At 64.8% G+C, this 25946-nt stretch carries 34 protein-coding genes and 1 pseudogene; 20 read left to right on the top strand and 15 right to left on the bottom strand.

Going from position 1 to position 25946, the window contains the following annotated elements:
* The first annotated feature begins 38 nt into the window (after positions 1–38).
* The gene (locus NE2_RS17275) at positions 39–443 is read left to right on the top strand and encodes a hypothetical protein (protein ID WP_146165319.1); all 405 of its coding nucleotides are present in this window, start codon (positions 39–41) and stop codon (positions 441–443) included.
* 64 nt (positions 444–507) lie between these two features.
* Here NE2_RS17275 and NE2_RS17280 read toward each other — a convergent pair whose 3' ends face one another.
* A complete protein-coding gene (locus NE2_RS17280; protein WP_233429809.1) occupies positions 508–1092 on the bottom strand; it encodes a hypothetical protein in 585 nt (194 codons plus the stop codon).
* Positions 1093–1382: 290 nt separating this feature from the next.
* Between NE2_RS17280 and NE2_RS17285 the strand changes: the two genes are divergently transcribed.
* Together NE2_RS17285 and NE2_RS17290 are read left to right on the top strand one after the other, a co-directional pair.
* A complete protein-coding gene (locus NE2_RS17285) occupies positions 1383–1877 on the top strand; it encodes a DUF3558 domain-containing protein (protein ID WP_084494108.1) in 495 nt (164 codons plus the stop codon).
* An 18-nt stretch (positions 1878–1895) separates the two neighbouring features.
* Positions 1896–2267 (top strand): hypothetical protein, encoded by a 372-nt coding sequence (locus NE2_RS17290; protein ID WP_030518854.1) that lies wholly within the window; start codon positions 1896–1898, stop codon positions 2265–2267.
* Positions 2268–2352: 85 nt separating this feature from the next.
* Here NE2_RS17290 and NE2_RS17295 read toward each other — a convergent pair whose 3' ends face one another.
* Entirely contained in the window at positions 2353–2550 is a 198-nt protein-coding gene (locus tag NE2_RS17295) for a DUF397 domain-containing protein (protein ID WP_063027401.1), read from the bottom strand.
* The gene (locus tag NE2_RS17300; protein ID WP_063027403.1) at positions 2547–3428 is read right to left on the bottom strand and encodes a helix-turn-helix domain-containing protein; all 882 of its coding nucleotides are present in this window, start codon (positions 3426–3428) and stop codon (positions 2547–2549) included. Before NE2_RS17300 ends, NE2_RS17295 begins: the two co-directional genes overlap by 4 nt.
* Before the next feature lie 258 nt (positions 3429–3686).
* Here NE2_RS17300 and NE2_RS17305 point away from each other — a divergent pair, with 258 nt between their 5' ends.
* The 4 genes from NE2_RS17305 (at position 3687) to NE2_RS17320 (ending at position 5848) form a co-directional block, all read left to right on the top strand.
* Positions 3687–4115, top strand: coding sequence for a DUF4254 domain-containing protein (locus tag NE2_RS17305; protein WP_063027405.1), 429 nt, complete (start codon positions 3687–3689; stop codon positions 4113–4115).
* Positions 4116–4532: 417 nt separating this feature from the next.
* The gene (locus NE2_RS17310) at positions 4533–4820 is read left to right on the top strand and encodes a hypothetical protein (RefSeq protein ID WP_146165320.1); all 288 of its coding nucleotides are present in this window, start codon (positions 4533–4535) and stop codon (positions 4818–4820) included.
* Between the two features lie 117 nt (positions 4821–4937).
* Positions 4938–5279, top strand: coding sequence for a hypothetical protein (locus tag NE2_RS17315; protein WP_063027409.1), 342 nt, complete (start codon positions 4938–4940; stop codon positions 5277–5279).
* A gap of 170 nt (positions 5280–5449) precedes the next feature.
* The gene (locus NE2_RS17320; protein ID WP_063027411.1) at positions 5450–5848 is read left to right on the top strand and encodes a hypothetical protein; all 399 of its coding nucleotides are present in this window, start codon (positions 5450–5452) and stop codon (positions 5846–5848) included.
* A gap of 141 nt (positions 5849–5989) precedes the next feature.
* Here the strand turns inward: NE2_RS17320 and NE2_RS17325 are convergent, their stop codons facing one another.
* The 5 genes from NE2_RS17325 to NE2_RS35750 all read right to left on the bottom strand — a co-directional run bounded on the left by NE2_RS17325 (position 5990) and on the right by NE2_RS35750 (position 9134).
* Positions 5990–6253, bottom strand: a complete 264-nt coding sequence (locus tag NE2_RS17325; protein WP_063027413.1) for a hypothetical protein — start codon at positions 6251–6253, stop codon at positions 5990–5992.
* A 12-nt stretch (positions 6254–6265) separates the two neighbouring features.
* The gene (locus tag NE2_RS17330; protein ID WP_063027415.1) at positions 6266–7771 is read right to left on the bottom strand and encodes an ADP-ribosyltransferase; all 1506 of its coding nucleotides are present in this window, start codon (positions 7769–7771) and stop codon (positions 6266–6268) included.
* A gap of 2 nt (positions 7772–7773) precedes the next feature.
* Entirely contained in the window at positions 7774–8082 is a 309-nt protein-coding gene (locus NE2_RS17335) for a WXG100 family type VII secretion target (protein WP_063027417.1), read from the bottom strand.
* A gap of 19 nt (positions 8083–8101) precedes the next feature.
* Positions 8102–8476, bottom strand: coding sequence for a WXG100 family type VII secretion target (locus NE2_RS36290; RefSeq protein WP_063027419.1), 375 nt, complete (start codon positions 8474–8476; stop codon positions 8102–8104).
* Positions 8477–8969: 493 nt separating this feature from the next.
* A complete protein-coding gene (locus NE2_RS35750; protein ID WP_157110943.1) occupies positions 8970–9134 on the bottom strand; it encodes a hypothetical protein in 165 nt (54 codons plus the stop codon).
* A 413-nt stretch (positions 9135–9547) separates the two neighbouring features.
* On the opposite strand from NE2_RS35750, the gene NE2_RS17345 reads away from it, so the two are divergent.
* Positions 9548–10228, top strand: coding sequence for an MspA family porin (locus NE2_RS17345; RefSeq protein WP_233429810.1), 681 nt, complete (start codon positions 9548–9550; stop codon positions 10226–10228).
* 747 nt (positions 10229–10975) lie between these two features.
* On the opposite strand, the gene NE2_RS17350 is transcribed toward NE2_RS17345, so the two are convergent.
* The 3 genes and pseudogenes from NE2_RS17350 to NE2_RS17355 all read right to left on the bottom strand — a co-directional run bounded on the left by NE2_RS17350 (position 10976) and on the right by NE2_RS17355 (position 11999).
* A complete protein-coding gene (locus NE2_RS17350; protein ID WP_063027423.1) occupies positions 10976–11287 on the bottom strand; it encodes an immunity protein TriTu family protein in 312 nt (103 codons plus the stop codon).
* A pseudogene (locus tag NE2_RS37130) lies at positions 11284–11576 on the bottom strand (hypothetical protein); the annotation flags it as partial. The pseudogene NE2_RS37130 and the gene NE2_RS17350, both read right to left, overlap by 4 nt.
* Positions 11577–11618: 42 nt before the next feature.
* A complete protein-coding gene (locus tag NE2_RS17355) occupies positions 11619–11999 on the bottom strand; it encodes a winged helix-turn-helix transcriptional regulator (RefSeq protein ID WP_063027425.1) in 381 nt (126 codons plus the stop codon).
* Positions 12000–12077: 78 nt separating this feature from the next.
* On the opposite strand from NE2_RS17355, the gene NE2_RS17360 reads away from it, so the two are divergent.
* The 7 genes from NE2_RS17360 (at position 12078) to NE2_RS17390 (ending at position 17709) form a co-directional block, all read left to right on the top strand.
* Positions 12078–12488 (top strand): RidA family protein, encoded by a 411-nt coding sequence (locus tag NE2_RS17360; protein ID WP_063027427.1) that lies wholly within the window; start codon positions 12078–12080, stop codon positions 12486–12488.
* A 353-nt stretch (positions 12489–12841) separates the two neighbouring features.
* Complete coding sequence (locus NE2_RS17365) at positions 12842–13021, top strand: hypothetical protein (RefSeq protein ID WP_063027429.1); 180 nt, start codon at positions 12842–12844, stop codon at positions 13019–13021.
* A 592-nt stretch (positions 13022–13613) separates the two neighbouring features.
* Positions 13614–14606, top strand: coding sequence for a fatty acid desaturase family protein (locus tag NE2_RS17370; RefSeq protein ID WP_233429811.1), 993 nt, complete (start codon positions 13614–13616; stop codon positions 14604–14606).
* Positions 14607–15331: 725 nt separating this feature from the next.
* Positions 15332–15775 carry a PPOX class F420-dependent oxidoreductase gene (locus NE2_RS17375; protein ID WP_063027433.1) on the top strand — a complete coding sequence of 148 codons (444 nt, stop codon included), beginning with the start codon at positions 15332–15334 and terminating at the stop codon, positions 15773–15775.
* A 22-nt stretch (positions 15776–15797) separates the two neighbouring features.
* Positions 15798–16724: a haloalkane dehalogenase gene (locus NE2_RS17380; RefSeq protein WP_063027435.1), complete on the top strand. Its 927-nt coding sequence runs from the start codon at positions 15798–15800 to the stop codon at positions 16722–16724.
* Positions 16725–16966: 242 nt separating this feature from the next.
* A complete protein-coding gene (locus tag NE2_RS17385) occupies positions 16967–17248 on the top strand; it encodes a helix-turn-helix transcriptional regulator (RefSeq protein WP_063027437.1) in 282 nt (93 codons plus the stop codon).
* Entirely contained in the window at positions 17212–17709 is a 498-nt protein-coding gene (locus NE2_RS17390) for a hypothetical protein (RefSeq protein ID WP_030514831.1), read from the top strand. The genes NE2_RS17385 and NE2_RS17390 overlap by 37 nt, the downstream gene beginning before the upstream one ends.
* 23 nt (positions 17710–17732) lie before the next feature.
* Here the strand turns inward: NE2_RS17390 and NE2_RS17395 are convergent, their stop codons facing one another.
* Positions 17733–18674 (bottom strand): AraC family transcriptional regulator, encoded by a 942-nt coding sequence (locus NE2_RS17395; RefSeq protein ID WP_233429812.1) that lies wholly within the window; start codon positions 18672–18674, stop codon positions 17733–17735.
* 100 nt (positions 18675–18774) lie between these two features.
* Between NE2_RS17395 and NE2_RS17400 the strand changes: the two genes are divergently transcribed.
* Positions 18775–19776 carry a zinc-dependent alcohol dehydrogenase family protein gene (locus NE2_RS17400; protein WP_063027439.1) on the top strand — a complete coding sequence of 334 codons (1002 nt, stop codon included), beginning with the start codon at positions 18775–18777 and terminating at the stop codon, positions 19774–19776.
* A gap of 327 nt (positions 19777–20103) precedes the next feature.
* Positions 20104–20430, top strand: a complete 327-nt coding sequence (locus tag NE2_RS17405) for a putative quinol monooxygenase (protein WP_084494110.1) — start codon at positions 20104–20106, stop codon at positions 20428–20430.
* A gap of 81 nt (positions 20431–20511) precedes the next feature.
* Here NE2_RS17405 and NE2_RS17410 read toward each other — a convergent pair whose 3' ends face one another.
* Entirely contained in the window at positions 20512–21450 is a 939-nt protein-coding gene (locus tag NE2_RS17410) for a class I SAM-dependent methyltransferase (RefSeq protein ID WP_063027443.1), read from the bottom strand.
* Between the two features lie 216 nt (positions 21451–21666).
* Between NE2_RS17410 and NE2_RS17415 the strand changes: the two genes are divergently transcribed.
* Complete coding sequence (locus tag NE2_RS17415; protein WP_063027445.1) at positions 21667–22539, top strand: hypothetical protein; 873 nt, start codon at positions 21667–21669, stop codon at positions 22537–22539.
* Positions 22540–22629: 90 nt separating this feature from the next.
* On the opposite strand, the gene NE2_RS17420 is transcribed toward NE2_RS17415, so the two are convergent.
* A complete protein-coding gene (locus NE2_RS17420) occupies positions 22630–22998 on the bottom strand; it encodes a VOC family protein (RefSeq protein ID WP_063027447.1) in 369 nt (122 codons plus the stop codon).
* Between the two features lie 62 nt (positions 22999–23060).
* Between NE2_RS17420 and NE2_RS17425 the strand changes: the two genes are divergently transcribed.
* Both NE2_RS17425 and NE2_RS17430 read left to right on the top strand, forming a co-directional pair.
* Complete coding sequence (locus tag NE2_RS17425) at positions 23061–23519, top strand: MarR family winged helix-turn-helix transcriptional regulator (protein WP_063027449.1); 459 nt, start codon at positions 23061–23063, stop codon at positions 23517–23519.
* A 56-nt stretch (positions 23520–23575) separates the two neighbouring features.
* Positions 23576–24940 carry a CYTH and CHAD domain-containing protein gene (locus NE2_RS17430; protein WP_063027451.1) on the top strand — a complete coding sequence of 455 codons (1365 nt, stop codon included), beginning with the start codon at positions 23576–23578 and terminating at the stop codon, positions 24938–24940.
* Positions 24941–24946: 6 nt separating this feature from the next.
* Here the strand turns inward: NE2_RS17430 and pip are convergent, their stop codons facing one another.
* Entirely contained in the window at positions 24947–25906 is a 960-nt protein-coding gene (gene pip, locus NE2_RS17435; RefSeq protein ID WP_063027453.1) for a prolyl aminopeptidase, read from the bottom strand.
* Between the last annotated feature and the right edge of the window lie 40 nt (positions 25907–25946).

Below are 25946 nucleotides of genomic sequence, written 5' to 3' on the forward strand. Positions count from 1 at the left end.
ACGGGCCCGACAACGCTAAGGTTCTCAACCTCCGCAGCTTGGTCGCCATCGCCATCGAACTCAGTGGCGACCATCGTGCCGCTCGCCGCGAATTCGACTCCCTCGCCGCCGCATACAGACGCGTGGAAGGCAGGTTCAGCGAAAGTGCCTGGGATTGCCGAGCTTCCGCCGCCCGATGCCAAATGGCTTTGGGGGACATCGAAGAAGGGCTGGCCGATATGGAGCAGCTCGTTAAAGAGGCGATCGAGTTGACCAGTGACGGGTCGGAAGCGGCGCTACGACTACGCGCCCAATATGGGGAACTTCTGGCCGGCGCAGGGGACTTCGCCGACGCGCGCGACGTGTTGCAGCCCTTGTACGACGATATTTGTTTGATCAAAGGTCCGGAGAATGAGCTGGCCGCTGAGGTCGCCACAACCTTGAAGGATTTGGCGGAGGACTGACAAGCGATATGCGCTCTAGGTGAGCGCATTCAGACTCAAACGCGGAGAACCCGAAAAGCGATTCTCACAAATCCAGCTCCTGTACACGTTCCACAATCCGCCACGGCAGGTCAGCCGCCGCCAACCGATAGCTCGACCACTTGTCCTGACTATTCGGGCTGGCCGACGCAGCGAACCGCAGCATGCCCCGTGAGGTCGGTGTCCCCGTCAGCAGTTCGAACTCGTGACTCGGCACGAGCCAAGCGGCGCTGATCGTGCCGTGCTTGATGTCCACCAGGATGAAAAGCAGATCCAGGTTGCGCCGAGGTCGGAACGTTGCTTGACGAACCAACGCTTGAAATCTGCCTTGAGCGGCAGCCGAACCGTCCGACATGCGCGCCTTGACCTGTACGGCCAGGGTGGCAGCTTGACCGCGCAAGTGGAATACCAGGTCGACACCTTCGTCGTCGACGATGGAGGTGGACACGTTCAGTTGACCGCGGGTGGCCAGGATGCAAATAGCAGCGACAAGGTACTCGGCCGCTTTGCCCATGCGCGCGGAGTCGGCGGACTTCTTCAGGTAGTCAGGTTGGCCGTCCTCCACCAGATCATTGGCCGGTTCTTCAAGCTGCGGAGGCTCATCACCGCTGTTGTTGATGGGTCCGCTCACCGGATCAGGCTCTCGACGAGATCGCGAAAGCAGCGGCCATTCATGTCGCTATACGACGGTAACAACACATTCATGGTGTCGTCGGTCAGTCGCATAGTGTTATCGCTGGTCGAGGTCGGGCGCATCAGAGCTGTTCTTCGCTATCCGTCTTCGCCTTCGATTCGATCGACTCCCCGTGAGGAGCAACCTGGCTGTGAGGGCGTGGTGTGTGGCCGTCGCGTCGTATAGTTCGTACCGGTATTCCGGCCAGTGGGAGGGCACAAGTGCGACGGACAGCGGCAGTTCTGGCGATGGGAGCGGCGCTCCTCAGCGCTGGATGTACTTCCACGACTGACGGTTCGCCGACCGCAAGCACGACCGCACCCCAGGCGTCCGCGCTATGGAATCCCTGCACGGGGATCTCTAGTGACGTGTGGCACCGCGTTGGAGTCGATCCGGCGACGTTGAGCGACATGGTCGGCGGGAGCGTGACACCGCCCGATGGGTTCAAACTCTGTGGCGGCCACGACAATCCGTGGACCTACTCCGTTGATGTGTGGTCGCAGCGTTACGGCGTCGACGACTTCCGAAAGAAGGAGTCGGAATCGGCGTTTACGCCGCTAACCGTCAGTGGCAGGGAGGGCTTTCGATACAGCAAGAGCAGCGACGAGTGTGGTGTGGTGTTTGCTTCCGCGCAAGGATCGTTCAGTATCGAGGTTGAGAAGCAGGAGATGGATGACCAGTCGGTGCCGTGTGACCACCTGGTGCAGGTCGCCGGCGCGATCGTGCCGCTACTGCCGAAGTAGGCGCGAAAGGGGGAGTCGATGGCCGATAGCAATGATGTGACTCTGTGGAAGTTCCTCGCCGAGGAGTCGAAAGCGGGGCGGCTGAATCTGGATCCATCAGTGGCATCGGACTGTCTGAAGGCCTGCGAAGACCAGCTGCAGGTCTACCGCGAGTGCCGCGATATGACCCGGCAAATGTCGCATGTCACCGGCCTTGGTGACTTCCCCGCCGCGGATGAGCTGGCAAAAATGCTAGGGGCCAAGGCAGTTGGTGGGGAAGGCAACTTTCACGAGGCGTTCTCTGAGCACATTGAAGTCCTGACCCTGATCCGCGACACGATCAAGTCCTCGGTCGACAGAATCAGTGAGCAGGATCGACAGAATCAGCGCGAGGTCGCGCAACCTGAATAGTGCGTCGCGCTGCTTGTACTCCTTCGCTGCTCGACGCAGCGGACTCCTGCTGGACGCTGGGTCCAGCGCGGAGTGATAGGCGCCGTCAGAGATGGCCGGCCCTGACGGCGACCGTGAACGAATCCCACTCCGCTGCGCTGAACACCAGCTCCGGGCCGCCAGGACACTTGGAGTCGCGAACGCCGACCGAATCTGCTCCCAGGAAAGCCACCTCCACGCACTCTTGGCTTCCAGAGCTGTAGCTGCTCTTGAACCACTGCGGATTCGACGGCTCGGTGCTCACTCCCGTAACTCCTTCATCAGCATGCGGATGAGGTTTTGGCTATCTCCGTCATCCAGCGCGGCTCGCTGGATCTCAGCATAGGCGTTTCGGTACTGCCGTACCTCATCCGGTTTTTCCAGATAGAGCGCTCCGGTGAATCCTTGGATGTATACGACCGGTGGCTCGGTCAGCTTCGCCGTGGGATGCCTCGGGAACTCGAGCAGTACGAAGGGGCCGGCAATCGTTCCGCTATGCCTGCCGACCTGCATCGGCACGACCCGCACAGACACGTTCGGCAGGCTCCCGATCTCGACGAGGTGGTGGAGCTGGGCCGCCATCACCTCACGAGAGCCGATCAGGCGTCGTAGGGCGCACTCGTCGATGAGGGCACAAACTGTCAACGGATTCGTTTTGTCTCGCAATCGCTGTTGCCGTCGTTGGCTGAGTTCGATGCGGCGCTCAACTTCATCCGTCGGCATGGAAGGAAACTCGGTCCAGATCACCTCTCGCCGGTAGTCGGCTGTTTGAAGGAGGCCCGGCAGCAACAGAGTGCTGTATGAACTGAACCGTTTCGCCGCGTCTTCGAGACCCACGTAGAAGTCGAAATGCTTGGGAAGCTCATCACTGTATGCGTGCCACCAGCCCTTTCCCTGTGACTCTTCGGTCAGAGCGAGAAGGACATCCGTGGTCTCCTCGCTCACCTTGTACAGCTCGGCCAGGTGACGGATGAACAGCGGATTGATCCGCGTCGGTTGCCCGGTTTCCATGCGCCAGAACGTTTGTCCTGAGACGCCGATTGCCTTCCGTGCGGTATCGACCGCGATGCCCGCGTCCGTCCGTGCGTCTCTCAGCAGGCGGGCGAGGATGCGGCGCGGGAGGGTGGAACCTGTAGTCATCATTTCACTCCGCGAGGGTGTCACACCAGCTCCTGTCGTTCGTTTGGGAATCAGTTTGACGTCTCTCCAGGAAGCTCGCAAATATATCCGCGAAACTTCGCACAGGAATATTCCAGTTTTGGCGACCTCGTGTTGAGCTGAGCGGGCGACCACAGCAGCGGTGAGATCCCAACGGGCTCGTCAGCCAGGAGGTCGCCTCGAAGGTCTTCTACGAGTCGAAGGTTCGCTCATGGACAGCTTTGTGGCAGGTCGGAGGTCGATGTGGTGAGCACACGCCTTCCGGGGAAGAACCGTGTACTGCAGGCGTGTCGCGGGATCGACTACGGCGATCACCTCGTGTTGCGCCTGGCGCATGATCTCGCAGAGCTGCACGAGCGTCGGCTGAGTGCGGGATCGGATGTAGTTGTCGAAATCGACCGGGCTCGTGCGAATTTGGTAAAGGGGATCGATGACTGGGCGGCGGCGTCGCTGCCGCCGGCGATCGCTGCCGCTTACGTCCATACCGAAACTGTCGGCGCGATAGTCGACCGCCTTGCTCAGTTCACTGCCCATGCCTTCGCCGCCTTGGCCGGAGGGCCTGTGGCAGATCTGGGAAACGTTTGGGAGCGGCTGGCGGAGTTGGCGATCGGCTACGAGGATCTCGTCGAACAAGTGCATACCGGGCACCGGCGCTTACCCGGCGGGCTCTAGAGCTCGGCTTTCAACTGTTACAAGCGAAGTCGCAATGGAGTTCGCGCGGGGCTGGTCAAACATTCGCCGGTATCTCTGCTGCCCGCGCGATCGGGCTTGTCGCTGCTGCAGGTTTTCACCTTCTGCCCGTAACTGACTGGGCGGCAGACATATCTAGGGGAGGAAGAGATGGCAGATCAGAGCGCTGGTCCCCCGGGGAGCGATCTTCCGAATATCCCGGTGGAGCCTTCAGCCTCTCGCCCACTGGCAATCGGTATGGTGCGGCCCGATATCTCCGGTGCTGATATTGCGACACATGCTCTCGAAATACAATGTTACGCAGCCTCTCTCGGCTACCGGTGGCTATTAACCCTCCGGCCTCCAGGTGTCACGGCGGACTCTGTCGGGTACGTCTTGGCGATCGCGGCAGGGATGGATGTGTCAGCCATCCTCGTTCCCGATCTCGACCACATCGACAATCGAGCGGAACGTATCACGGCCGGTTTCGATCTCGTTACCGTTTCTCCCGCGCGACTGTGGCGCCGCGGAGAAGTGGGGCCTATTGCGGTGCAATCACTTCCGCTGAATGACTGCACCTTCGAACCGACTCAACTCGAACGCGACTGTGCCCGTCGGCTGTGGGAGGTGCATCGCGACTGCTTCCCTGACTGCCTGGCCAGGCTCGCGGCGAGCGCGGCACTGTCGGCGCTGGATGAAGTGGATTGATCGCCGCTCGCGTCGTTTCGTTGCCCTGCGGCGGCCGATCCCGCTTTCCGCATTCACTGCTCGGAACTGCTGCCAAGGGCGACCAACCAACTGCTACGCATTCGAAAGCGAGGAACCATGCGCATTGATGCCATTGGCTACCTGCGTCGGGATGTCTCCGGCGTGCGTCAACCGTGGGATGAGATCCAGATCCGTTCGCTGGCAAAACGACTCGGCTACAACCTGCGCAAGATCATCACCTTCACGACCGAGGTCGACGACGTCGGGGTTCGGGTCCGCAACATTGCCGAACGGCTCGGCGTCGAGGCTGTGTTCGTCCCGAGCGTCGACCACTTCGAGGGCGGTGTAGTCCCCGCGAAGCTGGTAGAAGTCGCCGATGTGATCACCGTCGAACCCGAATACACCTATGCGCGATGGGCTAGCGGAGAACTGCCGGCCGAGATCGGGGGCGACCAGTGACGGCAACGTTAGAACGGGCCGGGTGGAGTGCGGAACGCTCACTGATCCAGTCCAATTACCGGACGGCCGCCGGCGGTCGCGGCGTATACGGCGGACGCCCTCCGGGTCGATGGCTTGGCAGTACTCGGGTACGGTCACCAACCCCTGCGGCTGACAAGGAGCGACCAAGGATGAGCGAACAGGGTGGCTGGGATGAATTCGTGGTGGCGCTATGCGATTTGGCGGTGAAGTACGACGCTGATGCATTTCTCCACGAGTCGCTGGTGCTTCTCACGGCACGCGCGATACCGCCGCGCGATAAGGCGGGGAGGATCGCGGTCACCCGGTTCGACGACGAAGCTGCCCGGATAGAAACCGGATGGTGTTTCAACATCGTCACCGACTACGTCGCCGAGGACACCACTCAGCCGGTGCCCGCACTGAGGCTCGTCGAAGCGATCTGTCGCGGTGATGCCGAAGAGCACTGCTTGATCGATGAGGACGGTCGTTGGGTCGGAGTTCTCCTCGATGCATGGGGGAAGGTGGCAACTGGATGTCGGGTGACCACGACCGGCCCGAGAAGAGGGTGACGCGACGGTTTCCGCGCTGGAGCGACGCTCAATGACAGCTACCGCAGCCCGGCAACGTTCGTCGACCGGGCCGTTCGCCGCCGGGGTCTACCTGTCGGTGTGGGGCTGCCGTATGACGTTGGGACCGAATGTGTGTGCCGCTTAGTCCTGGCCCCCCTCGTGGCGTTTGCGCCGTTGCTCGTTGACGTAGTCCTCGTATTCGGTGCCCTCGAAGTCGTATCCGCCGTAGCGGTCGGACAGGTGGAATTTCTGGTCTTCGGGGATCTCCTTGCGACGCTGTTCGAAGGCAGCAAACGCGGCGTTGATCTCGTCCATCTCTTCGGGGGTGGTATTGGTCTCGGTGGTGCGTTCGAACGTTTTTCCGCCGATGTGCACGCGGTCGGGGTTGTCGTCGGTGGTGCTCATGGGGCTCCTTATCTAGTGCTCGATCATGCGGATGACGGTGCGTCCGCTGGCGGGGTCGGTGAACCGTTCGGTGACATCGAACTTGGTGCCGCTGCGGAACAGCACTTCCTGTTCGTGGGCCACTGTCGGGTTTGCGTACTGGGATATGTCTTTGCCGGTCTTCGAGAAGATTTGGAACTCGACGTCTCCTGCGAACGGTGTGCCGTTCTCGGCGGCGGAGGTCGAGGTGAACGCGTCCTCGGTGATGGTGGTGTTGGGCTGGTATTTGGCCAGCACCTCCGGCGGCATCTCGCTGGAGTCGACGCGCCGCGACACGACGCCGCGATGGTCGGGCAGTTTCGACAAGGCTTCGTTGACATTGTCGACGCGGAACTGCAGTGCGTCGCTGCCCTCGACGCGACCGTTGCGGATGGCGGCGTTCAGTTCGCGTCCCCCAGAGGTGCTGTAGTCCAGCAATGCGTCGGAATCCTTCCCGGTCCAGCCCGCCGGGTCCACTCGCGCCGGCGCCGGGGGCTTTTCGATGGTGGGCGGCTTTTTGATGTCTTCGCTGAGTTTGGCCAGGTTCTCCAGTTCTTTCGAGCTTTTTGCCAGGTCTTGTTCGACCTTGATGCCTTTCTCCAGTTTGTGGCCGGCTTTCCAGGCGTCGATGATCGCGCGGATCGGGGCGGCGAAGCGGGCGGCGATCTCGGCTACTTTCGCCGACGCGATCGCGGCGCCGATACCGAAGGTGACGAACGAGGTCGCGACGCCGATGGCCGCGGTGATCGCGACCTCTTTGAGCAGTTCTTTGCCAAGGTCTTCGAGTTGATGCTTGAGGTCTTCACGTAGCTTGGCCAGCGCGTCGTGGTGTTCGGTGCACGCACCGGCGAGCGCTCCGAATGCTCCGGTGACCGCGGTGACACCGGTTTTGAGCTGGGCGAGATCATCGGTGATGAACTGGGTTTCCGGGGATTGGATCGCGGCGAATATGCCGGTGACCCGGTCGATTTCGGTAGGCAGATTCGCCACCGCTTCGGCTGCTGCCAACTGGGACCAGGCGGTGGCGATGTTGCCCAGTTTGCCGGTGTCGCCGTTGGGGACGGTGATGCCGATCTTCTCGGCGAGCTTGACCCCACCGTCTTCGAGGCCGTTGCTCGGCCCACCGGCCGAGGGCAGCGGCACTCGGCAGAGGTAGACCGCGGGGGTCGGGGCGGCGGGTCGTTCCGGTGGTGCGCCGCGCTCGCCGATGGTGGAGTTGTAGTCGGCGAGGGCGTGGTTGTAACCCATTTCGCGCAGCACCGCGGCGTAGCCGTCGAGCGCTTCGGCGGCGTGCACGGCGGTGTTCATCGCCTCGTAGGCGTGCTGGTCGTAGCTTTGGGCCCACTTGGTGGCTTCGTCGTAGGTGCCGGACATGTGCTGGCAGTCGGCCAGGGCGTCCCATTTGCCGTCGACGGCGTTGAACAGGTTTTCCGCGGCGGTGTGCAGTGCGGCGGCGGCGTCGTAGTAGACGCTGGGCTGCACGGCGAGAGGTGTGGTCACCCTCAGCGCCCCAGGAGTTTGAGGTTGGCCGCTACGGCGTTGCTGTAGTGGCCGTGCGCGGCCGCGGCGGCGGCGCGCATCTTCTCGATACCGTCGTGGACCTCTTCGGCGGCTTTCATCCACTCCTGGTGTGCGGCACGGTGTTTGTCGGCGCCTGCGCCGGTCCAGCTTTGATGCGCGGCCGCGACGCGTGCGTCCAAACCGGCCAGGCTGTCGGCGACAAAGCCCTGCAGGCCCGCGATGGCGGCGGTGACGGCGTCGAGGTGATCCAGATCGACGCGGTAGCCGTCACCCGGTGTGGGTGTAGTCATGAGTGCTGTCCCACTTCATTCACATATTGAGCAACGGGCCGGTCGGTCCCCCCGGCTGAGTCGCGGTGCTCGTGCCCATATTCAGCGCGGCGAGGCCGCTGGCAGTGCGGTCGTCGACGGATGCGTAGGACACCGCGACCACACCGAGTAGTTCGGCCATGACAGCCAACGCGTCGAGGACTTCCAGCGCACCGGTTTTCGCTTCGTCCCAGCCGGTCAGATAGGCGTCAGCGGCCGCGCCTTTCCACGTGGACATCAGGCCGACGACTTCGCTGTCGGCGCTGCGGATGCCGTTGACGAGCGCCTCGGCGGTCAACTGCACGAACTTCCCGGCGTCTTGCACCTCGGTCGGCACCGCTGTGAACGCAGCGGCCGATCCCTGCGGATCTGTCACAGAAACCTCCCTCGTCCAGATGTCAGGGTGGAACCGAGAGCGCGAAAGGCGGCCACCAAGCCTGGACACAGTAACGATCGGGTCCCAGGCTGTCGCATCCACCCGGGAAACCGGACTGTCGGGCGGAGGAAAATTCCCGCTACTCGGCAACTCTCCTACCCGGTAGCGGATCCTCCAGAGATACGATCGCCGGGCCCGACCCGAAGACATCACCCAACCTCCTCCACGCCCGTGAGCATCACGGCAGCGGACGGAAACACCGTGTGACGCAGGGTTTTAATCGATGAGCGCGAGGCGAATACCCGCTTCGCTCATCTCGAGTTCCTCGACACCTGACCGACCCAGTCCCTCCTCGGCGTTCTCGAACGTGGTTGTGCACTCGAGGCTTCCCCGTTGGGGGCACAACAGTGAAGTCGAAGACCACCCGCGACGCGTAGCCGACCACCCAGACCAGCCCGCACGACCGCCTACGCGCAAGCTCGGCGGCCTTGGCTCAGCCGAAGAAGGTTTCGGCGACGGCTTGGGCGCCAACTGCGGCCGAGGCACCGGCGGCCGCCGCTGCGACGCGTACGGCTGGCCAATTGCCTTGCTGCGGCGGAGATTTGTCCACTATCGGGGCGATCTCGCTGAACAGGACGGCCAACATGTCGTTCAGCACGAACGAAGCTGTTCCGGCGGCGAGAGCCGGTCCGGTACGACGAGCAGCGCAAGCCCGATCGAATGACCCAGCACCACTTCGTGTCCGGACCGACCCAACAAACGCTGCGCCAGAAGAATCTCGTCCGTTTGTCACACTCTCCCGATTTCGGTCGTCGGATGGGTGAAGGAAGCGAACGACCGGAACGGCACTGCGAATCGAGGAGCGAACTATGACTACAGACCATCGTGTATCCCGTCAACGACCTGGTGAAGGCTGAGGCCTTCCAACCTGACGCCTCCGCGCAAACACCGACCGTCGTGCCTGTGCGCCCCGCCTTCCCAGCCCAGATGGCCGCCCGGTGGCCGCAATGAGCACGCGGCACTACGTTGTGATGTGCGCGACACGACCCAGCAATCCCCGAATACACACATTTGCCGGGCCACGACCCGGCGCCAGCTGAAAACTCGAGACAGGAACATGTTCGAATGAGAAGCTTTGCCGTCGCATTTCCATGCCTGGTGGCAGCGACGCTCGTTGCCGGCACGTTCGGGACCGCGTCCGCGGACCCGGTGGCGGACACATCGCGCGAGGTCGTCACCGACGACGGTTGGCAAGTGCGAGTCAGCAAGGTCGCGGAGAATCTGGATCGTGTTCCGAACCTGGCCGAATCACCGTTCACCCGTGAGGGATTCGTCGGGCTGAAGGCGATCGCGGACATCACCGGACATGGTCGGGTGCCGGTCGACTCGGGGAGTGTGACTGTGGGGTATCAGATCGGTTGCCAGGTCGATGTATCCAACGGGATGACCGTCGGGCTGTCTGCGGCGATCGGACCCAACGTGGGCATTTCGGTGGGCGGTGTGAACGCCGGTGGAAGCGCGCTGGCGATTCCCAGCGTGTCCTTCTCACCGAAGCCGGGCACGATCACCACCGTGCCACTGGGAACGAAGCAGCTCACCGGCGCGCATGCCTCGATCACCGTTGATCAGGTGCAGATCAAAGTCGACGCGTGTATGGGGCCGGTGAGCTTGCGCTCGTACGCGGCCGTGTCCACTTCGACTGCCGACGCCGACACCTACGTCGCCGTGTACGGCGACCCGATATGGCTGTGACGCCGATGCGTGTCAGGTACTTCTACTCGATTACGGTCGCGCTGGCGATCTCCGCGTGCTCGGTTCCCATTGCCCGCGCCGACGCGGCGGTGCCCGCCAACACCTGCAACGGGACGCAATCCACCGTGGAATCCTGCCCACCCAAGCCATCGGGCGGGGGCACTCGATCACCGGGTCTGCCGCTGCCGCAGCTGGTTTCGCCGCCCCGAAACCCGAATCGCCCGAGCCCGGGAGGTCTGGCTTCTGCGCTCCCCTTGCCTCCACCCGGTCCCCCCGCGGCCGAACCCATCGTCGAGTAGCCGAATCCTCCTCCGTCACAGGGGCAGAGAGGGTTTCGCGCCGCACGGACTTTCGACCAGGAGCGGACAACCTGCGCCGGCGAGGAATTCCGGGACCATTTCGGCCCGGGCCTCGCCGGGGCGGACCCGACCCGGCTCGGCCAAGCCACGGGCCCCTGATGCGATCGCGTCGCTCACCGGGCTTGTTCCCGGTATGCCATAGTTTAGATGAGCTTCGAAGCTATTCCGCGCCAACATTTTTCGGTAAGTACGGATGTTGGACATCGAGACGGATCGATATGGAAGCCGATACCGCTCACCTGGCGCCCGGGCCGCACGACACCATCCATTTCGGTCTCCCGCCGCGCGGTGCTCCATCGGTGCTGGACATGAACCTTCCGATCGATAGCGGTGCCGGGCCGTATGGCCTTGTTTTCGGTTCCATCGAGGGGTGCCCCTATGGGATTCGTCAGGGGTGGGGTGGGGTGTTGAGGTGTTCGGTGAGGTCGTCGAGGCATGCCTCGAGGTCTTGTCGGTCGGCGAACTCGTAGTGGGTGCTGGTGCCGGCTCCGGTGATGAGGCTGGCGACGTCGAGTTCGGCCTCGCCACTGGTCCAGACGGTAAGTTGAGCGGCCGTGTGGGTGTTTCCGCAGGTAACCCAGGCTGCGGACTTGTCACGGGTCGGGCCGAGGGTGAGTTCCCAGTTGGTGCCTTCGGACTCCCAGCTCTGGCTGCGGTCCTGGATGGCGGCCGTGAAGGCGGTGAGGTCGAACTCGGTCATGCTGTGATCTTCCAAGAGTTCGTCAGGCTGCCGAACTGCCGGCGTCGGGTGGGTTGGTGGGGCTGCTCGTCGCGGACCATGGTGTAGATGACGTCGCAGCGGCGTCTGGCCGGCAGATGAGGGCGGCGTTGCGTTTCTTGCCCTCGGCGCGTTTCCGGTCCTAGTAAGTCCTGCTGGCGGAGTCGTGCAGCGCGGCGAACGCGGCCAGGACGAACGCGCGTTTGAGCTTGTGGTTGCCGAACCGGGCGGGGTGCTCGCCGCTGATGGAGGTTTCGGAGCGGTGGGTGACTGCTCTCCCACATCTTGTCGCGACGGCCGACGGCGGTGGGTGTCATGAACCCAATACCGTGGTCTCCTCACGCGTGTCGTAGGTCTCGCGCGCGGATTCGATGGCCGGCATATGGTCGGCTGCCCACGCCAACAGTACATCGACAGGGTGGCGCAGGGTTTTGCCGAGGGGGGTGATTCGGTATTCGATCGCGACGGGGCGGGTGGTGACGACTACGCGTTCGATCACGCCGTTGCGCTCGAGTCTGCGCAAGGTCGCGGTGAGCGACTTCTGGGTGACCGCGGGAATGGCGCGGCGTAGTTCGTTGAAGCGGCACGGGCGTTCGCAGAGTTCGTTGAGGACGCTGAGCGACCACTTGTCGAGCACTTGATCGAGTAGGTCACGGTGCGCTGTCTCGATGCGGATTTCACCGTTGGTATCCATGCTGAAACCTGGTTTCGTTGAAGTGTCCTTCGTCAACTAAGTATCTTAGCGATACTTCGAAAACGAAAGGTCCAGAGCATGACTGTCAAGCACTTCACGCCCGAGGGGATGTTGCAGCCGACCCCCTACCATCACGTGGCTGTAGGCACCGGATCGCGCCAGGTGCACGTCAGCGGGCAGGTCGCACATTTCCCGGACGGCACTCCGGTTGTGCCGGGCGATCTCGCCGGCCAGGTAGCCCAGGCGCTGCGCAACACTGCTCGCGGATTGGCCGGTGCGGGTGCGTCTTTCGCGGATGTGCTGCGCCTGACGTTCTACGTCACCAGGTGGAGTCCGGAGCAGATCGACGACTTCATGGCCGGCGTGGAGGCGGTCGCCGCGGAGATCGGACTGCCGATTCCGATGCCTCCGGCGTCGCTGATCGGTGTCGACTACCTTTTCGAGCCGGATGTGCGGGTGGAGGTCGAGGCGACCGCGGTGCTCGACTGACCGGCAGGAATATCCGCAAGCAATGTCATGACTTCTCAATGCATATCGCCGAGATGAGCGGTTACCCGCCCGCACGACCCGGTTTCACTGCCCTCGCCACGGTGCATGCGGGACTGGGTATCTGCTCCCGGCCCAACTGCCCTGGGCCGGGAGCACCTGCCTGTCGAAGCTGCCGTGAATGATTCGGTTGCTGGCATGCCCCACGGCGGCACCCGCACGGGCAGCCCTCGTCTCACGCTAGCCGGCCCGTCAGCGAGGCGGCCGAAAAGACAAGAGACGCACGCTCTCCGGGCGCCGGCGTGATTGTGGCGCGAACCCTGTTTGGCAGTCCGAATGCCGGGAATACGGGCGCAATGGGAACCGCCGTCAAATATGTGATCGGCCTCGTCGAATCGACGGGGACCGCTCGGGCAGCCGACTTCGACATCGAGGGCATCGTCGACAATCTGCATGCCTTGGTCGACGACTGGGACTTCAGCATCATCGACCGCCCTTTGTTCTGGGGCGTCATCGCCAGCTACCAACGGTCATAACGGTTTCCTGAGGCTCGCCTGGCTCGGCCCGGGTGACGCGCTCTCCGACGAGCAGCGACGTGCCGGACGCCGTGCGAACGGCGAAACATACGCGGTCGTACCCCACTTCCGCCGCCACTCGCCGCGTGGCGGAGGTCCCAGCGCCGATCGGGCTATGGCTCGCTGTGGGCCAGGTCGGCGGCGGTGTCCGCAAATGGCCGCACAAGGTACTGTGCCGCCTTCGAGTGTGGGTCGTTGCGCGCACCGGTAAGTCGCTCTGTTCGAGGCTTCGGCTGGAATGCCTGCCTGCGGTGACGCTCGATATCACCCCACGGTCCGATGCCATGCCATACCTGGGGATGAGAGGAAACGAGAAGTCGGCCGATAGCTTCGGTGTATCGACACGTCACCCCGCCCCACGCGCGATGCGCCGGATCCCGATCGACATCGGTCGGCATCCAGAGCGGGCGGGGTGTCGTCCGCGCCTCAGCTCCCAGGAAGAACCATGACGACACCGGCTTTGGTCCCCCTGCCCTCCCCGAGATCATCGCGGCGTACCGGCGCCGACGGTGATTACGCCCGCCTGTTACGTCGAATCTCCGAGGCGGGCTTGATGAATCGACGTCCCGTCTACTACGCCATCCGGCTCGGCCTCGTCGGGATTGCGTTCGTAGCCGGCTGGGTGGCCCTCGTGCTCGTCGGCGACTCGTGGTGGACGCTTCTGGTCGCGGCGTTCATGGCCGTGACCTTCGCTCAGGTCGCGCTCGTCATGCATGACGTCGCCCACCGCCAGGTGTTCCGGCTCCGTCGCCCGACCGAGATCATGGGTCGGGTCGTCGGTAATGCCGGGATCGGACTGGCGTACGGGTGGTGGCAGGACAAGCACACCCGGCATCACGCCAATCCGAATCATGAAGACCTTGATCCCGATGTCGCGCCGGACATTCTGGTCTGGTCGCAACGGCAGGCGCGGGCCAGTCGCGGACTGCCTCGGCTGATCGGGCGGGTGCAGGCGTTTCTGTTCTTCCCGCTGCTGATGTTGGAGGGGCTGAATCTGCATGTGGCCGGAGTGCGTGCGCTCCGGAGCCGGGCGGTCAAGCATCGCGTAGTGGAGGGGGCGCTGCTCTTCGGCCACTTTGCTGCCTATCTGATCGCGCTGTTCGCAATTCTGCCCGCCGACAAGGCTTTCGCGTTTCTCGCTGTGCACCAAGCGCTGTTCGGTCTCTACATGGGGTGCATCTTCGCCCCGAATCACAAGGGCATGCCGACCTTCACGGGCGACAACCGGCCCGACTACTTGCGCCGGCAGGTGTTGACCTCGCGCAATGTGCGCGGCGGCGTGCTGACCGATATCGCTCTCGGTGGGCTGAACTATCAGATCGAGCACCACTTGTTCCCGAGCATGCCGACTCCGAATCTGCGGCATGCCCAGGTCATCGTCCGCGACTACTGTGCCGAGATCGGCGTGCCGTATCACGAGACCGGGCTGGTCGCCTCGTACCGCGAGGCGCTGAGGCACCTGCATGACGTCGGTGTGCCGTTGCGCACCGGAGGTTCGCACCAGGCGCAGGATGAATCAATCGAGGAGCCGGCAGCGGGACGCTAGGACGGCTCGATTCGAACGCCCATCTCTCATCGCGCCCGACCCTCGCGTGACCGCATTACGCACCCACAGCATCGCGCCTGGCGGCGCTGCATCAGGCGCCCCCAGCATCGCCCGCGCAGCTGGTGGCACCGCGCCACGCGCCCGTCACCGCCAGACGCGGCGTCACCGCGTCACGCCCCGCGGCACCGCGCCAGACCGTGCGGCACCGCGCCAGACGCGGCGTCACCGCGCTACACCTCGCGGCACCGCGCTACACCCCGTCACACCCCGCGGCACCGCGCTACGTCAGCGATGCCGTGCCGCGCACGGAGAAGTGGTCGTGCCCTTAATCCACAGCATCCGGCATCGACCGGCGTGCGGGGGTGTGTACTGATCGTGCCAACCGCGCCGAATTTTGCAGTTTTCGGGCTGTTGCAGAATGTGCCGAAGGCTCGATAGTGACGTCACATCAGGTGACCAAACGACCTTCCTCGGGACGCGATATTGCCTCTGCCGCCCAGCTGGACCTGTGACCCAAGTCATGGCGGAAACCCGCTCGCATTCTGCAACAGCCCGTTTTCTCGCATTCTCGTCGAGGTTTGCACGAAAAATTCGGCCCCGACGCCCAGTCGACATCGCGCGAGGCGAGTCGCAGCCCCACTTCGTGAAGTCGCCATCATTCGCGCTATTCAGCGGGCGCACAATGGGCCGTGCGAGGATCGGAGCACCCAACCAGGGGAGATGTGATGACCACACTGGAACAGGCGGTGGAGCTCGGTCGCGCCGAGAAGGGGCTCGCCGTCGTCTCCACTCTCAGATCCGACGAGACCATCCAATCCACGCTGGTCAACGTCGGGCTGCTGGCTCATCCTTCGACGGGGGAGCCGGTTCTTGGTTTCGTTACGTACGGCAAGGTCAAGCTTGTGAATCTTCGTGCCCGCCCACAGGTGAGTGCCACTTTCCGGCAAGGCTGGGCATGGGCGACAGTGGAGGGGCGCGCTCAGATCGTGGGTCCCGACGATCCGCAGCCGTGGATCGACGCCGAGGGATTGCGACGGCTTCTGCGTGATGTGTTCACGGCCGCCGGCGGTGAGCACGACGACTGGGACGAGTACGACCGCGTGATGGCGGCGGAGCGCCGTGCGGTGGTCCTGGTGGAACCGACTCGGGTGTACAGCAACGGCGGCTAGTTTCGACGAAAGGGATTGGGCCATGCGGATATTGAGAACGCCCGACGAACGCTTCACGGGGCTGCCCGACTTTCCGTTCGAACCGCATTACGTCGAGGTGCCCGCGGGTGACGGGACCGCGCTGCGGATGCACTACCTGGACGAGGGCCCGCCCGACGGTCAGGTCGTGCTGCTGCTGCACGGCGAACCGTCGTGGTCGTACCTGTATCGGCGGATGATCCCGGTGCTGGTGGCGGCCGGGCTGCGGGCGATCGCGATCGAGCTCGTCGGCTTCGGCCGCAGCGACAAGCCGGCGGACCGTGCGGACTACACCTATCAAGCACACGTCGACTGGACCTGGGCGGCGATCGAAGCCATCGGCCTCGACCGGATCACGCTCGTATGCCAGGACTGGGGTGGATTGATCGGGCTACGTCTGGTCGGTGAGCATCCCGATCGGTTCGCTCGCGTGGTCGCCGCGAATACATTCCTGCCGACCGGTGACCGCCATCCCGGCGACGCGTTCCTCGCCTGGCAGCGCTTCAGCCAGGACACACCCGACTTCCGAGCGGGGAAGATCGTCAACGGCGCGTGCCTGACCGACCTCTCTCCCGAGGTGATCGCCGCCTACGACGCCCCCTTCCCCGACGACACCTACAAGCAGGGCGCGCGCCAGTTCCCGCTCCTGGTTCCGACCAGTCCTGAGGATCCTGCCGCCCCCGCGAACCGCGCCGCGTGGGCAGTCCTGGAGACGTTCGAGCGGCCGTTCCTGTGTGCCTTCTCGGACTCGGATCCGATCACGCGCGGCGGGGACAAGGTGCTGTCGTCGAAAATCCCTGGCGCCGCGGCGCATTCGCCGGTGACCATCACCTCGGCCGGGCATTTCCTCCAGGAGGACAAGGGCGAAGAACTCGCCGCAGTTGTCGTCGACTTCGTCCACGCGACGCCATTGGATCAGTCGCTCGCCTGAGGCGGCCGGATCGGCGGCGTCCCCGACTCGACCGCTCCCGTTGTCGGCGTGCAACCGAGGGCTGCGGTCGGGCACTGCCTGAGCGATCCGCAGCGCGGGCTGGGCCAATTCCGGATCCAGGTCGTAGAGCGGATCGATCAACCGGGCCACGTCCCACCGAATCGGACGGTGTCCGAGCCGGCGTCGCGGTCGTGCGGACCGTGAACGGTCGAGGCCGAAAAGACAAGTTTCCTTGACATCGGATGTCAAACATCCTTAACATTTGTGTCGTGGTCGGCGATCAACAGGAGCATCCGGTACGCAAGCGACGGCGCGAGTGCCGGATGACCCAGGCGCAATTGGCGACGACCGTCGGCGTCAGCCGGCAGACCGTGATCTCGATCGAACAAGGCGACTACGCGCCGAGTGTTTATCTCGCACTGCGGATCGCCCGTGCGCTGGGAACGACGGTGGAAGACATTTTCTGGACCGAGGATCTGGAGGGGACATGGCCAAAACCACTGCATTCGAAGACATCTTCCTAGCGCCCGACGAGCCGGCCTGGGGCGACGAGCGCGCCCGCGAGGAGTTCTACCGAGGCTCGACCATCGCGCTGTGCGCCACGATCTACGGCTGTTACGCCATCGCCATCGTCGCCGCAGCGTTGGATGCCAAGTGGGTATCGCTGCTGATCTTCGTGCTGCCCAGTCTCACATCACTTCTGCTCCTACGCTATTGCGCGCGGCGCGGCATCGATATGCAGACCGTGCTGAAAGGCTTCCCGCCGCGGCGCAAACGGATCGCGTATGCCACGACGTATCCGCTGATCGCCGCGTGGGTGATCGTCTTCCTGTGGCGCACCCTGCCATCGGATTCGTTGCCGCAGAGCCTGTTAGGCGCGGTGGTCGGCGGTGCGGTCGGAGCGGCTGTCGCCGGAACGATCGCAAAGCTCGTTCGGCGCCGCTCCGCAGCGCAGCAACTTCCCGAGGACGACAGCTTCGACTAGCGATGCGTGTTAAGGTGCGGCTTTCAGCGCGGAAGATGATGTGACGCAGCGCGATAACGTCCCGGGGGAGTGCTGTACTCGCGCTTGAATGCCTTGGCGAAGGCGAATTCGGAGGTGTAGCCGACTCGCTGGGCCACAGTGTGCAACGGGGTGTCGTCGGAGCGGAGCAAGCGGCCGGCGAGAGTCATGCGCCACCAGGTGAGATATGCGAGTGGGGAACGGCCGACCGTGGCGGTGAAGCGGCGGGAGAAGGCGGCGCGTGACAGCCCGCCGAGGGCGCCTAGTTCCTCTACGGTCCAAGGCTTTTCGGGGCTGGTATGGATGGCGCGCAGGGCGGTGGCGACGGGGCGATCGGCCAATGCGGCGGCCCAGCCGTTACGCGGGGTCCCGTCGTCCTCGGTGTCCAACCACCAGGCGCGCAGGATGTAGAGCAGCAGGGTGTCGAGCAGGGACGTGATGATCGCGTCCGAACCGGGCTGGGACTCCTCGAGTTCGGTGCCGAGTAGTTCGACCGCCGCGCGCAGGGAGCGGTGCGCGCCGACTCGTGGGCGCAGATGGACGACATCGGGGAGGTCGGTGAGCAGGGGGTGAGCGCGTCGACGGTCGAGTTGATATGCGCCGCAGAGCAATAACGTACGGGGCGCCTCGGGTTGGTGGGGTTCCGTCGCGGGTGGTGGCCACGATCCGTCGGGCAGCGGGTTCACCACGCGCAGCGGTACGGACGGATCGCTGGCCAGGGCGTGGCCGCGGCCGTGTGGCAGGAAGACGATATCGCCGGGGCCGAGCGGAGTGGGTTCGCGATTCTCGACGATCAACCATGCCGAGCCTTGCAACACGACATGGAATCCCGTGCCGTCGGATGCGAGGAAGCGCATCCCCCACGGAGCCGACTTGCGCTGGCGCGAGGAGTGCGGGCGGCCGGTTCGCATCGTCGCGACGGCATCGCTGAGTACGTCCAAGCCCATATCCGCATGGTAGCCGCGAACGGGGCAGCGAGACGAACGGACATTTGCGCAAGACTTTCACGCATAGATCATCTTCCCGGCGGTACATACCGTCGATGGCATGACAACCGACGCGATTACCGCACGCACCGTCGTCTTCCACGAACTCGGTGACCCCGAGGTATTGACCATCGAGAATCTCGACCTGCCGGCCCCTGGACCGAGGGAGGTACTCATCCGCATCGAAGCGCTCGGACTCAACCGGGCGGAGGCATTGTTCCGGGCCGGCACCTACTACTACCTGCCGACGCTTCCGGGATCCCGGCTCGGCTACGAATCCTCCGGGGTGATCGAGGCGGTGGGCGCCGACGTCGCCGAATTCGCTGTGGGGGACAAGGTTTCGACTGGCCCGAACATCGAGATGAGCTCGGCGGGGGTCTACGCCGAGCGGGTCGTGCTGCCGGTGGAGTCCGTGGTCCCGCGCCCGGAGGGCCTCGACGCGGTGACCGGCGCGGCCACCTGGCTGACCTACTCCACCGCATACGGTGGACTGATCGAAACCGGTGGGCTGCGGCCCGGTGACCACGTACTGATCACCGCGGCGTCGAGCGGTGTCGGTATCGCCGCGCTGCAAACCGCTGCCCGCATCGGCGCCATCCCCATCGCGGTCACCCGCACCGGCGAGAAGAGCCGATACCTCCTCGACAACGGAGCGGCGCACGTCATCGCCTCGGGCGATACCGACGTCGTGGCCGAGACCCGACGCATCACCGACGGCGTCGGCGCGCAGGTGATCTTCGACGCCGTCGGCGGGCCGGGCCTGGCCGAATTGAGCACGGCCGCAGCGCATAACGGCACGGTCGTCGTCTACGGCTGGCTCGACCAGCGCCCGATGGCGATGCCCATGAACTGGCCGCTGCGAATTCTCGGATACGCGAACATGGAGCTGTCGGTCACCGCCGACGGTCGCCGCCGGATCAACCACTGGATTGCCTCCGGCATCCGCGATGGTGTTTTCCGGCCGCACGTGGGCGCGGTCTTCGACGGTCTCGACAGCATTCGCGACGCCCACCGTCTGATGGAATCCAGCACCCACACCGGCAAGATCGTCGTCAAACTCTGAATGTGGGCCATGACGCGCATGATGGAGCCGTCGCTGGTCGCCGGTGCGGGTGACGGCCGGCTCGCCGCTGTCGCGGCGGATGGACGAGCAGTTCCTGGCGCCGGTTCGGGCGTCCGGAGTGCCGCGCTCGGCGTTTTCCGGAGGGAGCAAGGCGTCGTCGAGCGATGAATCGCGGGAGGATCGGCGGCATGGGTCGAGGAGCTCCGGACGTAGATCCGCCCCTCCGGCGTCGCGAAACCAACCGCTGTATCGGTGATTTGGTGAAAAGTGCCGATTGTCACCGCGGAGTAGCCTCGACGCAGGGCGGGCGGACGAAAGGCGACATGTATGTCCAGTGGGAATATGTTCAGCGTCTATGGGCGGATGAAGGCTCTGCCCGGGCGGCGTGACGAACTGATCGCTGTGCTCCTCGCCGGATTTCGCGTCGGCGGAGACGACAGCGGCCTGCTCCACTACAGCATCAACATCGCATTCGACGACCCGGACACGATCTGGCTGACGCAGCTGTGGCGCGATAAGGACGCACACGACGTCACCACCCGTTCCGAGCCGGTCGCGGCGGTTTCTCGCCAGGTTCCGCCGCTGCTGGCCCAGCAGCCCGAAGGCGGTTACGGCCACACCGTCCATGTCGGCGGCCGAATCACCGAAGGCTGAGCGGTCCGCTGCGCGACTGGCCGTCCCGGACCGGCGAGCGGCCGAATCGCCCCGGCGACGAAGGCCGGAACAGCACGTCGGTCACTGTCCCGCCGATCGAGAAGCGCGGCGATGACAAGGCGGAACGGCACCCACGGCGGCTACCTCATGACCGCCATACGGGTGGCGGCCCCGATGGAGCCGGCGGAGCCGCGGGCGCGCATACCCTGGACCCGCGTATGCCCGGCTCGCCGTGGTTACCGTGTACCCCTTCGGATCTCGCCACGGCCGGCCCGGGTTGGCCGCGAACCAGCCGCGCAATTCGGATTCCACCTCGGCACGGATCTCGGAGTATTCGGGCGCGGCCGGTGCGACGCCACAGAACGCGAACAGCGATTCCGCGAACCGAATCGCGGGTTCGGGTTCCGGGATGACCAGTGCGTTGTCGAACGATCGCACTTCGGCATTGCCGAAGACATCCCGCATCATGGCGGGCACGGTGTCGGAGTTGACGGTGTGGTTCATCATGCCCGGCGGCTCTCGGAATCCGTAGCGGCCGGCGACGGCCGTGACGAGGTCGCGGGTCCGTGCGCACGCTCCCGCATGGTTGACGACGACACATACCGTGCCGCCGGGACGGACTATTCGCCGGAACTCCCGGAGAGCGGCGACCGGGTCGTCGAGGTGGTAGAGCATGTGCCTGGCCGTCAGGCAATCCCACGCTCCGTCGGGAGCCGGTATCTGCTCTGCCGTCGCGCGGACACCGGCCGCGCCCGGCACCCGGGCCGCCGCAGCCGCGGCCGACGGCGAGGCATCGAGACCGCACAACCGCCCGGCATGCCCGCGCTCGGCGACGAGTGTAATGAATTCTCCTGTACCGCAACCGATATCGATCAGATGCTCGGATCCCGCGAGTCGCAATGCATCGAACACCGAGGCGTTCACGTCGTCGCCGACCTCGGAATAGAGCCGGTGCGTCCGGATGCGGATCCGAAGAGCATCCAGGTTCGCATACTCGGAGGTGAGCGACGGAGTTGTCATCGGTGCCCTCCCAGATCGGTGCTTCGCCCTGGAAACCACTCTGCCGCAAAGGCAGGCGGGGCGCTCGACGTTCGGTGAACAGGAATCCGAGAGCGCCGCACCGGTTGCCGATGCCGTGACCTCGCCGGGTCCCGAATGCCCCACGACGCCGACCCGACTGCGGAATAATCGTCGAAGTCGTTGCGTGACAAAACATGTGAATGACGGGGGTGGCTGGTGAACGACTATCTGTCTCTGCTTCCATCGACCTTGCAGTGGATTTCCAGGCAACTCGACTCGGTGTCGCCGATACCGTGGCCGCTGTGGATCGGCGGGTTGTTTCCGGTCTACGTGGCTGTCGTGTCTGTGCTGCTCTGGTTTCTGCGTGGTTCGGTGTGGCCGGTTCAATGCGCCTATCCGCGCACGAGCAAGGGGCGACCGTGTCGCAATTGGGTGCCCGGCGAGTGGATGCGCTGTCGCCACCACAATCGCCGTGTCACATATCGGTACGGGCACGAGGTGGTGAAACTGCAACGCTGGCAGACGCTCACCAGGGGCAACAAGATCGTGGACAGGCCGGAGATCGGCGTGGGAGCGCTGAGGCTGCGCCCGGCCAATGCCACCTTGCTGTACGAGAGAGGTTACGCCAGACCGCCTTTGGCTGTGGTGCGGTTGCTGCCGGACAAGGTCGAGGCGGGGCTGCGGCGGGTGAAGGAAGCCCGCTTGAGAAATCCGGCGTCGCCCGCAAACGATACGGAGTCCGATCGCACACCCTACGAACCAATCGCGACGGAACGGCGGACCGATATCGCGAAAGGGCTGAACCAGGTTGTCCGAGCGACCCAGTTCGCGACGATCGCCTTCTGCGTCGCCATCGTTTTCACGATCACCGCGATCTTGCTCCGAGACACCGCTCAGACAGTCCTCCAGTATGTGGCGACCTTGGGATTCGTATTGGCCTGGGCGGCAACGAGTGCGGGAGTCTACGGGCGCAGCGAGACGTGGCTCAAAGGCGCATGCCTGAAATCACTGAAATGGTGGGCGGGCATTTTCGTGCCGGTGGGTCTGCTCAATCTCGCCTTCACGGTCATGAACAAATCTCCCGCATAACGCCGGATGCTCTGGGCCCGGCCCATCGTGACGAGCTCGGTGAGGGCCTCGGGAACCCGGCGCAACCGCGATCGTTCGCCGACAGAACTGTCAAGCGCGGTCGTGGAGGGTGATGTGGTAGCCGTCGGGGTCGGCGAAGGTGAACGTTCGGCCGAAGGGGCCGTCGATCGGTGCGGAGACGATGGCGCGGCCGTCGGCGACCAGGGCGTCGTGGATGGTTTGGACGTCTGTGGCGTGGAGCCAGATCGCGGTGCCGATGCCGGGCTGGGCCGCGGATGCGAGATCGGTGCCGGGGACGATGTCGCGGAGCGCGAAGGCGATGGGCTTCGTCTCGAAGACGACGGCGTGCGGCGGGCCGGTCGGCGAGCGGACGAGGCCGAGGTACTGCTCGTAGAACGCCTGTGAAGCGGCGAGGTCGCGGGTTTGAAGTGAGATGAAGTCGGGGCCGGTGACGGACATGAGGATGCTCCTTAAGTCGTGTCAGTTTTCTGACACGGGCAACGCTATGTCAGAATACTGACATGAGTCAAGACGGTGCCGGCGTCGACCTCGAGACGTCACTCGGCTACCTGCTGAAAGAGGCTTCGAGCGTTCTTCGCGTCGCCATGGAGGAGGTATTGCGGCCGCTCGGGATGAGCGTCACCCACTACTCCTGCCTCGAGCTGCTGGCTCAACGACCCGGCTTGTCGAACTCCGAGCTGGCGCGGGGTGCGTTCGTGACACGGCAGTCGATGAACGTGCTGCTCCAAGCCCTGGAACGAGACGGCTACGTGACCAGGCCCGCGGAAGCGCCGGTCGGAAAGGTGCTACCCACGCGCCTCACGCCTCGCGGACGAGGGAGCCTCGAGAAGGCGAGCGCGGCGGTCCGGTCCGTCGAAGTCAGAATGCTGGCCGGCCTGACCGAGAGTGAGCAGGCGACCGCGTTGCGGATCCTCCGCAGCATGATCCGTTCCCTGCGCGAGGGCAACGAGGACGCATAACTCGTTACCTTCGCTGGAACGCGACTGAAATCGCTCATTCGTGGTAGCCGGAACATATGGCCACGCACGTGAACGAAAGGGAACGGAAGTACCAGTTGCCGATCACGGGTGGGGTGCCGCTCGATGATGTGCCCGGTATGACTCTCGACCCGCTGACCGACGAGCAGGTGCTCGACGCTGTTTACCATGACACTGCGGATCTGCGGTTGGCGCACAGGGGAATTACGCTTCGGCGCCGGACCGGTGGGGACGACGCGGGGTGGCATCTGAAGCTGCCGCTGGGGGAGGACACCCGCGAGGAAATTCAGGTTCCGCTGGGGCGCGGGGGCAAATCGGCGCCAGAGGAACTGACCGACATGCTGACGGGCATCACCAGGGGGCAACCGCTCGCGCCGGTCGCGCATATCCGGACGAAGCGGCGGAAATGGCGGCTGTTGGACGAGACGGGCCGAGTCGCGGCCGAGGTCGTCGCGGACAGCGTGTCCGGTCAGACGCTCGGTGAGTCGTCCTCGGTGATGTCGTGGGAGGAGATCGAGGTCGAGTTGGCCGGCGGTGGTCCGGATGTGTTCGACAGCGTCGAGAAGAGATTGGGCAAGCCATCGGACGCGCCGCCGAAGGCGCTGCGCGTCCTCGGTGTCCGTACCGAGCGGCGCCCGCCCGAGCCGGGCGTGCAGGGCTATATGCGCGAGCAGGCGGACAAGATGCTCGAGCAGGACGTCCTGATCCGGCGCCGCGCCCCCGACTCGATACACCAGATGCGCGTGGCCGGACGCCGACTGCGCAGCATCCTGCAGGCCTTCAAGGGATCGCGAGAGCTGCGCAACGAGCTGAAGTGGCTCTCCGGGGTGCTCGGAGACATGCGGGACCTCGAGGTTCTGCACGACCACCTCGTCGCGGAAGTCAGGGCCTTACCGGACGAACTGGTGATCGGCGAGGTCCGCCGGCGGCTGACCGAGTCTTTCGTGCCGCGCCGGTCGGCGGCCCGCGCCGACGTGCTCGAGGCACTGAACAGCGAACGGTATTTCGCGCTGCTGGACTGCGTCGAAACCAGCCACCGACTGCCGCTGAAGCGCACGAAGGCCACGGCGCTGTGCAAGACACGCCGCCGTGTCGACCGCGCCTTCGACAACATCGGCCGGCTCGGTACCGATCGCGGCCTGCACGAGGTGCGGAAGGCGGCGAAACGTACCCGCTACGCGTCCGAGGCGACCGGCAAGAAGAAGCTGGCCCGCCGCATGAAGAAGCTGCAGAAATCCCTCGGCGTCCACCAGGACGCGGTCGTCGCCCGCGCCGAGGTACGCACCCTCGGCGTCCAGGCGCACCTGGCGGGGGAGAACGCTTTCACCTACGGCTTGCTGTACGGCAGGGAGGTACAGCGCGCCGAGAAGGTGCGGCAAACGCTGCGGCTCGGAGAGCGATAGGCGAACCTACCCGCCGTCGGGTTGCGCGAAGCGGGCGATGGCCCGGGCGATCGCATCGCTCATGGCAGGACTACCGGTGTGGCCGGAGTCGTCGATGACGTGCAGGCGAGCGTCCGGCCAGACCTTCGCGAGTTCCCAGGCGGTTTCGAGCGGCGCGCTGAGGTCGAGGCGGCCGTGGATCAGGTCGCCGGGGATCCCCGCCAACCGCCCGGCCTCGCGGAGCAGCACACCTTCGCCGAGCCACGCCGCGTGCGCGAAGTAGTGCGTGCAGATGCGGACGAAGGTGAGCATCGCGGTGTCCGGCTTCGCGCTGTATTGCCCTGGGCGGCCGAGTGATTCGTGTGCGATCACCGCGTCCTCCCAGCGGCACCACTCGATCGCGGCCTCGCGTCGCACGGCCGGGTCCGAGTGTTCCAGGAGTTGCCGGTAGCCCTCGACCAGGTCGCCGTCGCCGGGCACGCCGGCCCGGAATCGTTCCCAATCGGCGGGCAGCAGCGGTGCGACACCCCGGTACAGCCAATCGATTTCGCGGCGGCGGGTCGTGGTGACGCCGACCAGCACGATCCCGGTGACCCGCTCCGGATACCGCTCGGCGTAGGCGAGGATGAGCGTCGAACCCCAGGAGCCGCCGTACATCAGCCAGCGGTCGATGCCGAGATGGGTACGCAGCCGCTCCATATCCGCCATCAGGTGCTCGGTGGTGTTCACGGCCATGTCGGTGTCCGGGTCGGCGGCGCTCGGAAGGCTTCGGCCGCACCCGCGCTGATCGAACTGCACGATCCGGAAGATGTTCGGGTCGAACGACTTTCGCGGTCCCGGAGTGCTGCCGCTGCCCGGCCCGCCGTGCACGACCAGCACCGGCCGCCCCGTGGGGTTGCCGCTGGTGCACCAGTACACCTGATTGCCCTGGTCGACCTCGAGCAGGCCGTCGGCGTACGGGTCGATCGGGGGAAAGGAGGTCGGCACGGTTGCCGAGGTTAGCGGAACAGGGGTGACGGCGTCGACG

It is taken from the genome of Nocardia elegans NBRC 108235, assembly GCF_001612845.1.
In the GTDB taxonomy this organism is placed as follows: Bacteria; Actinomycetota; Actinomycetes; order Mycobacteriales; family Mycobacteriaceae; genus Nocardia; species Nocardia nova.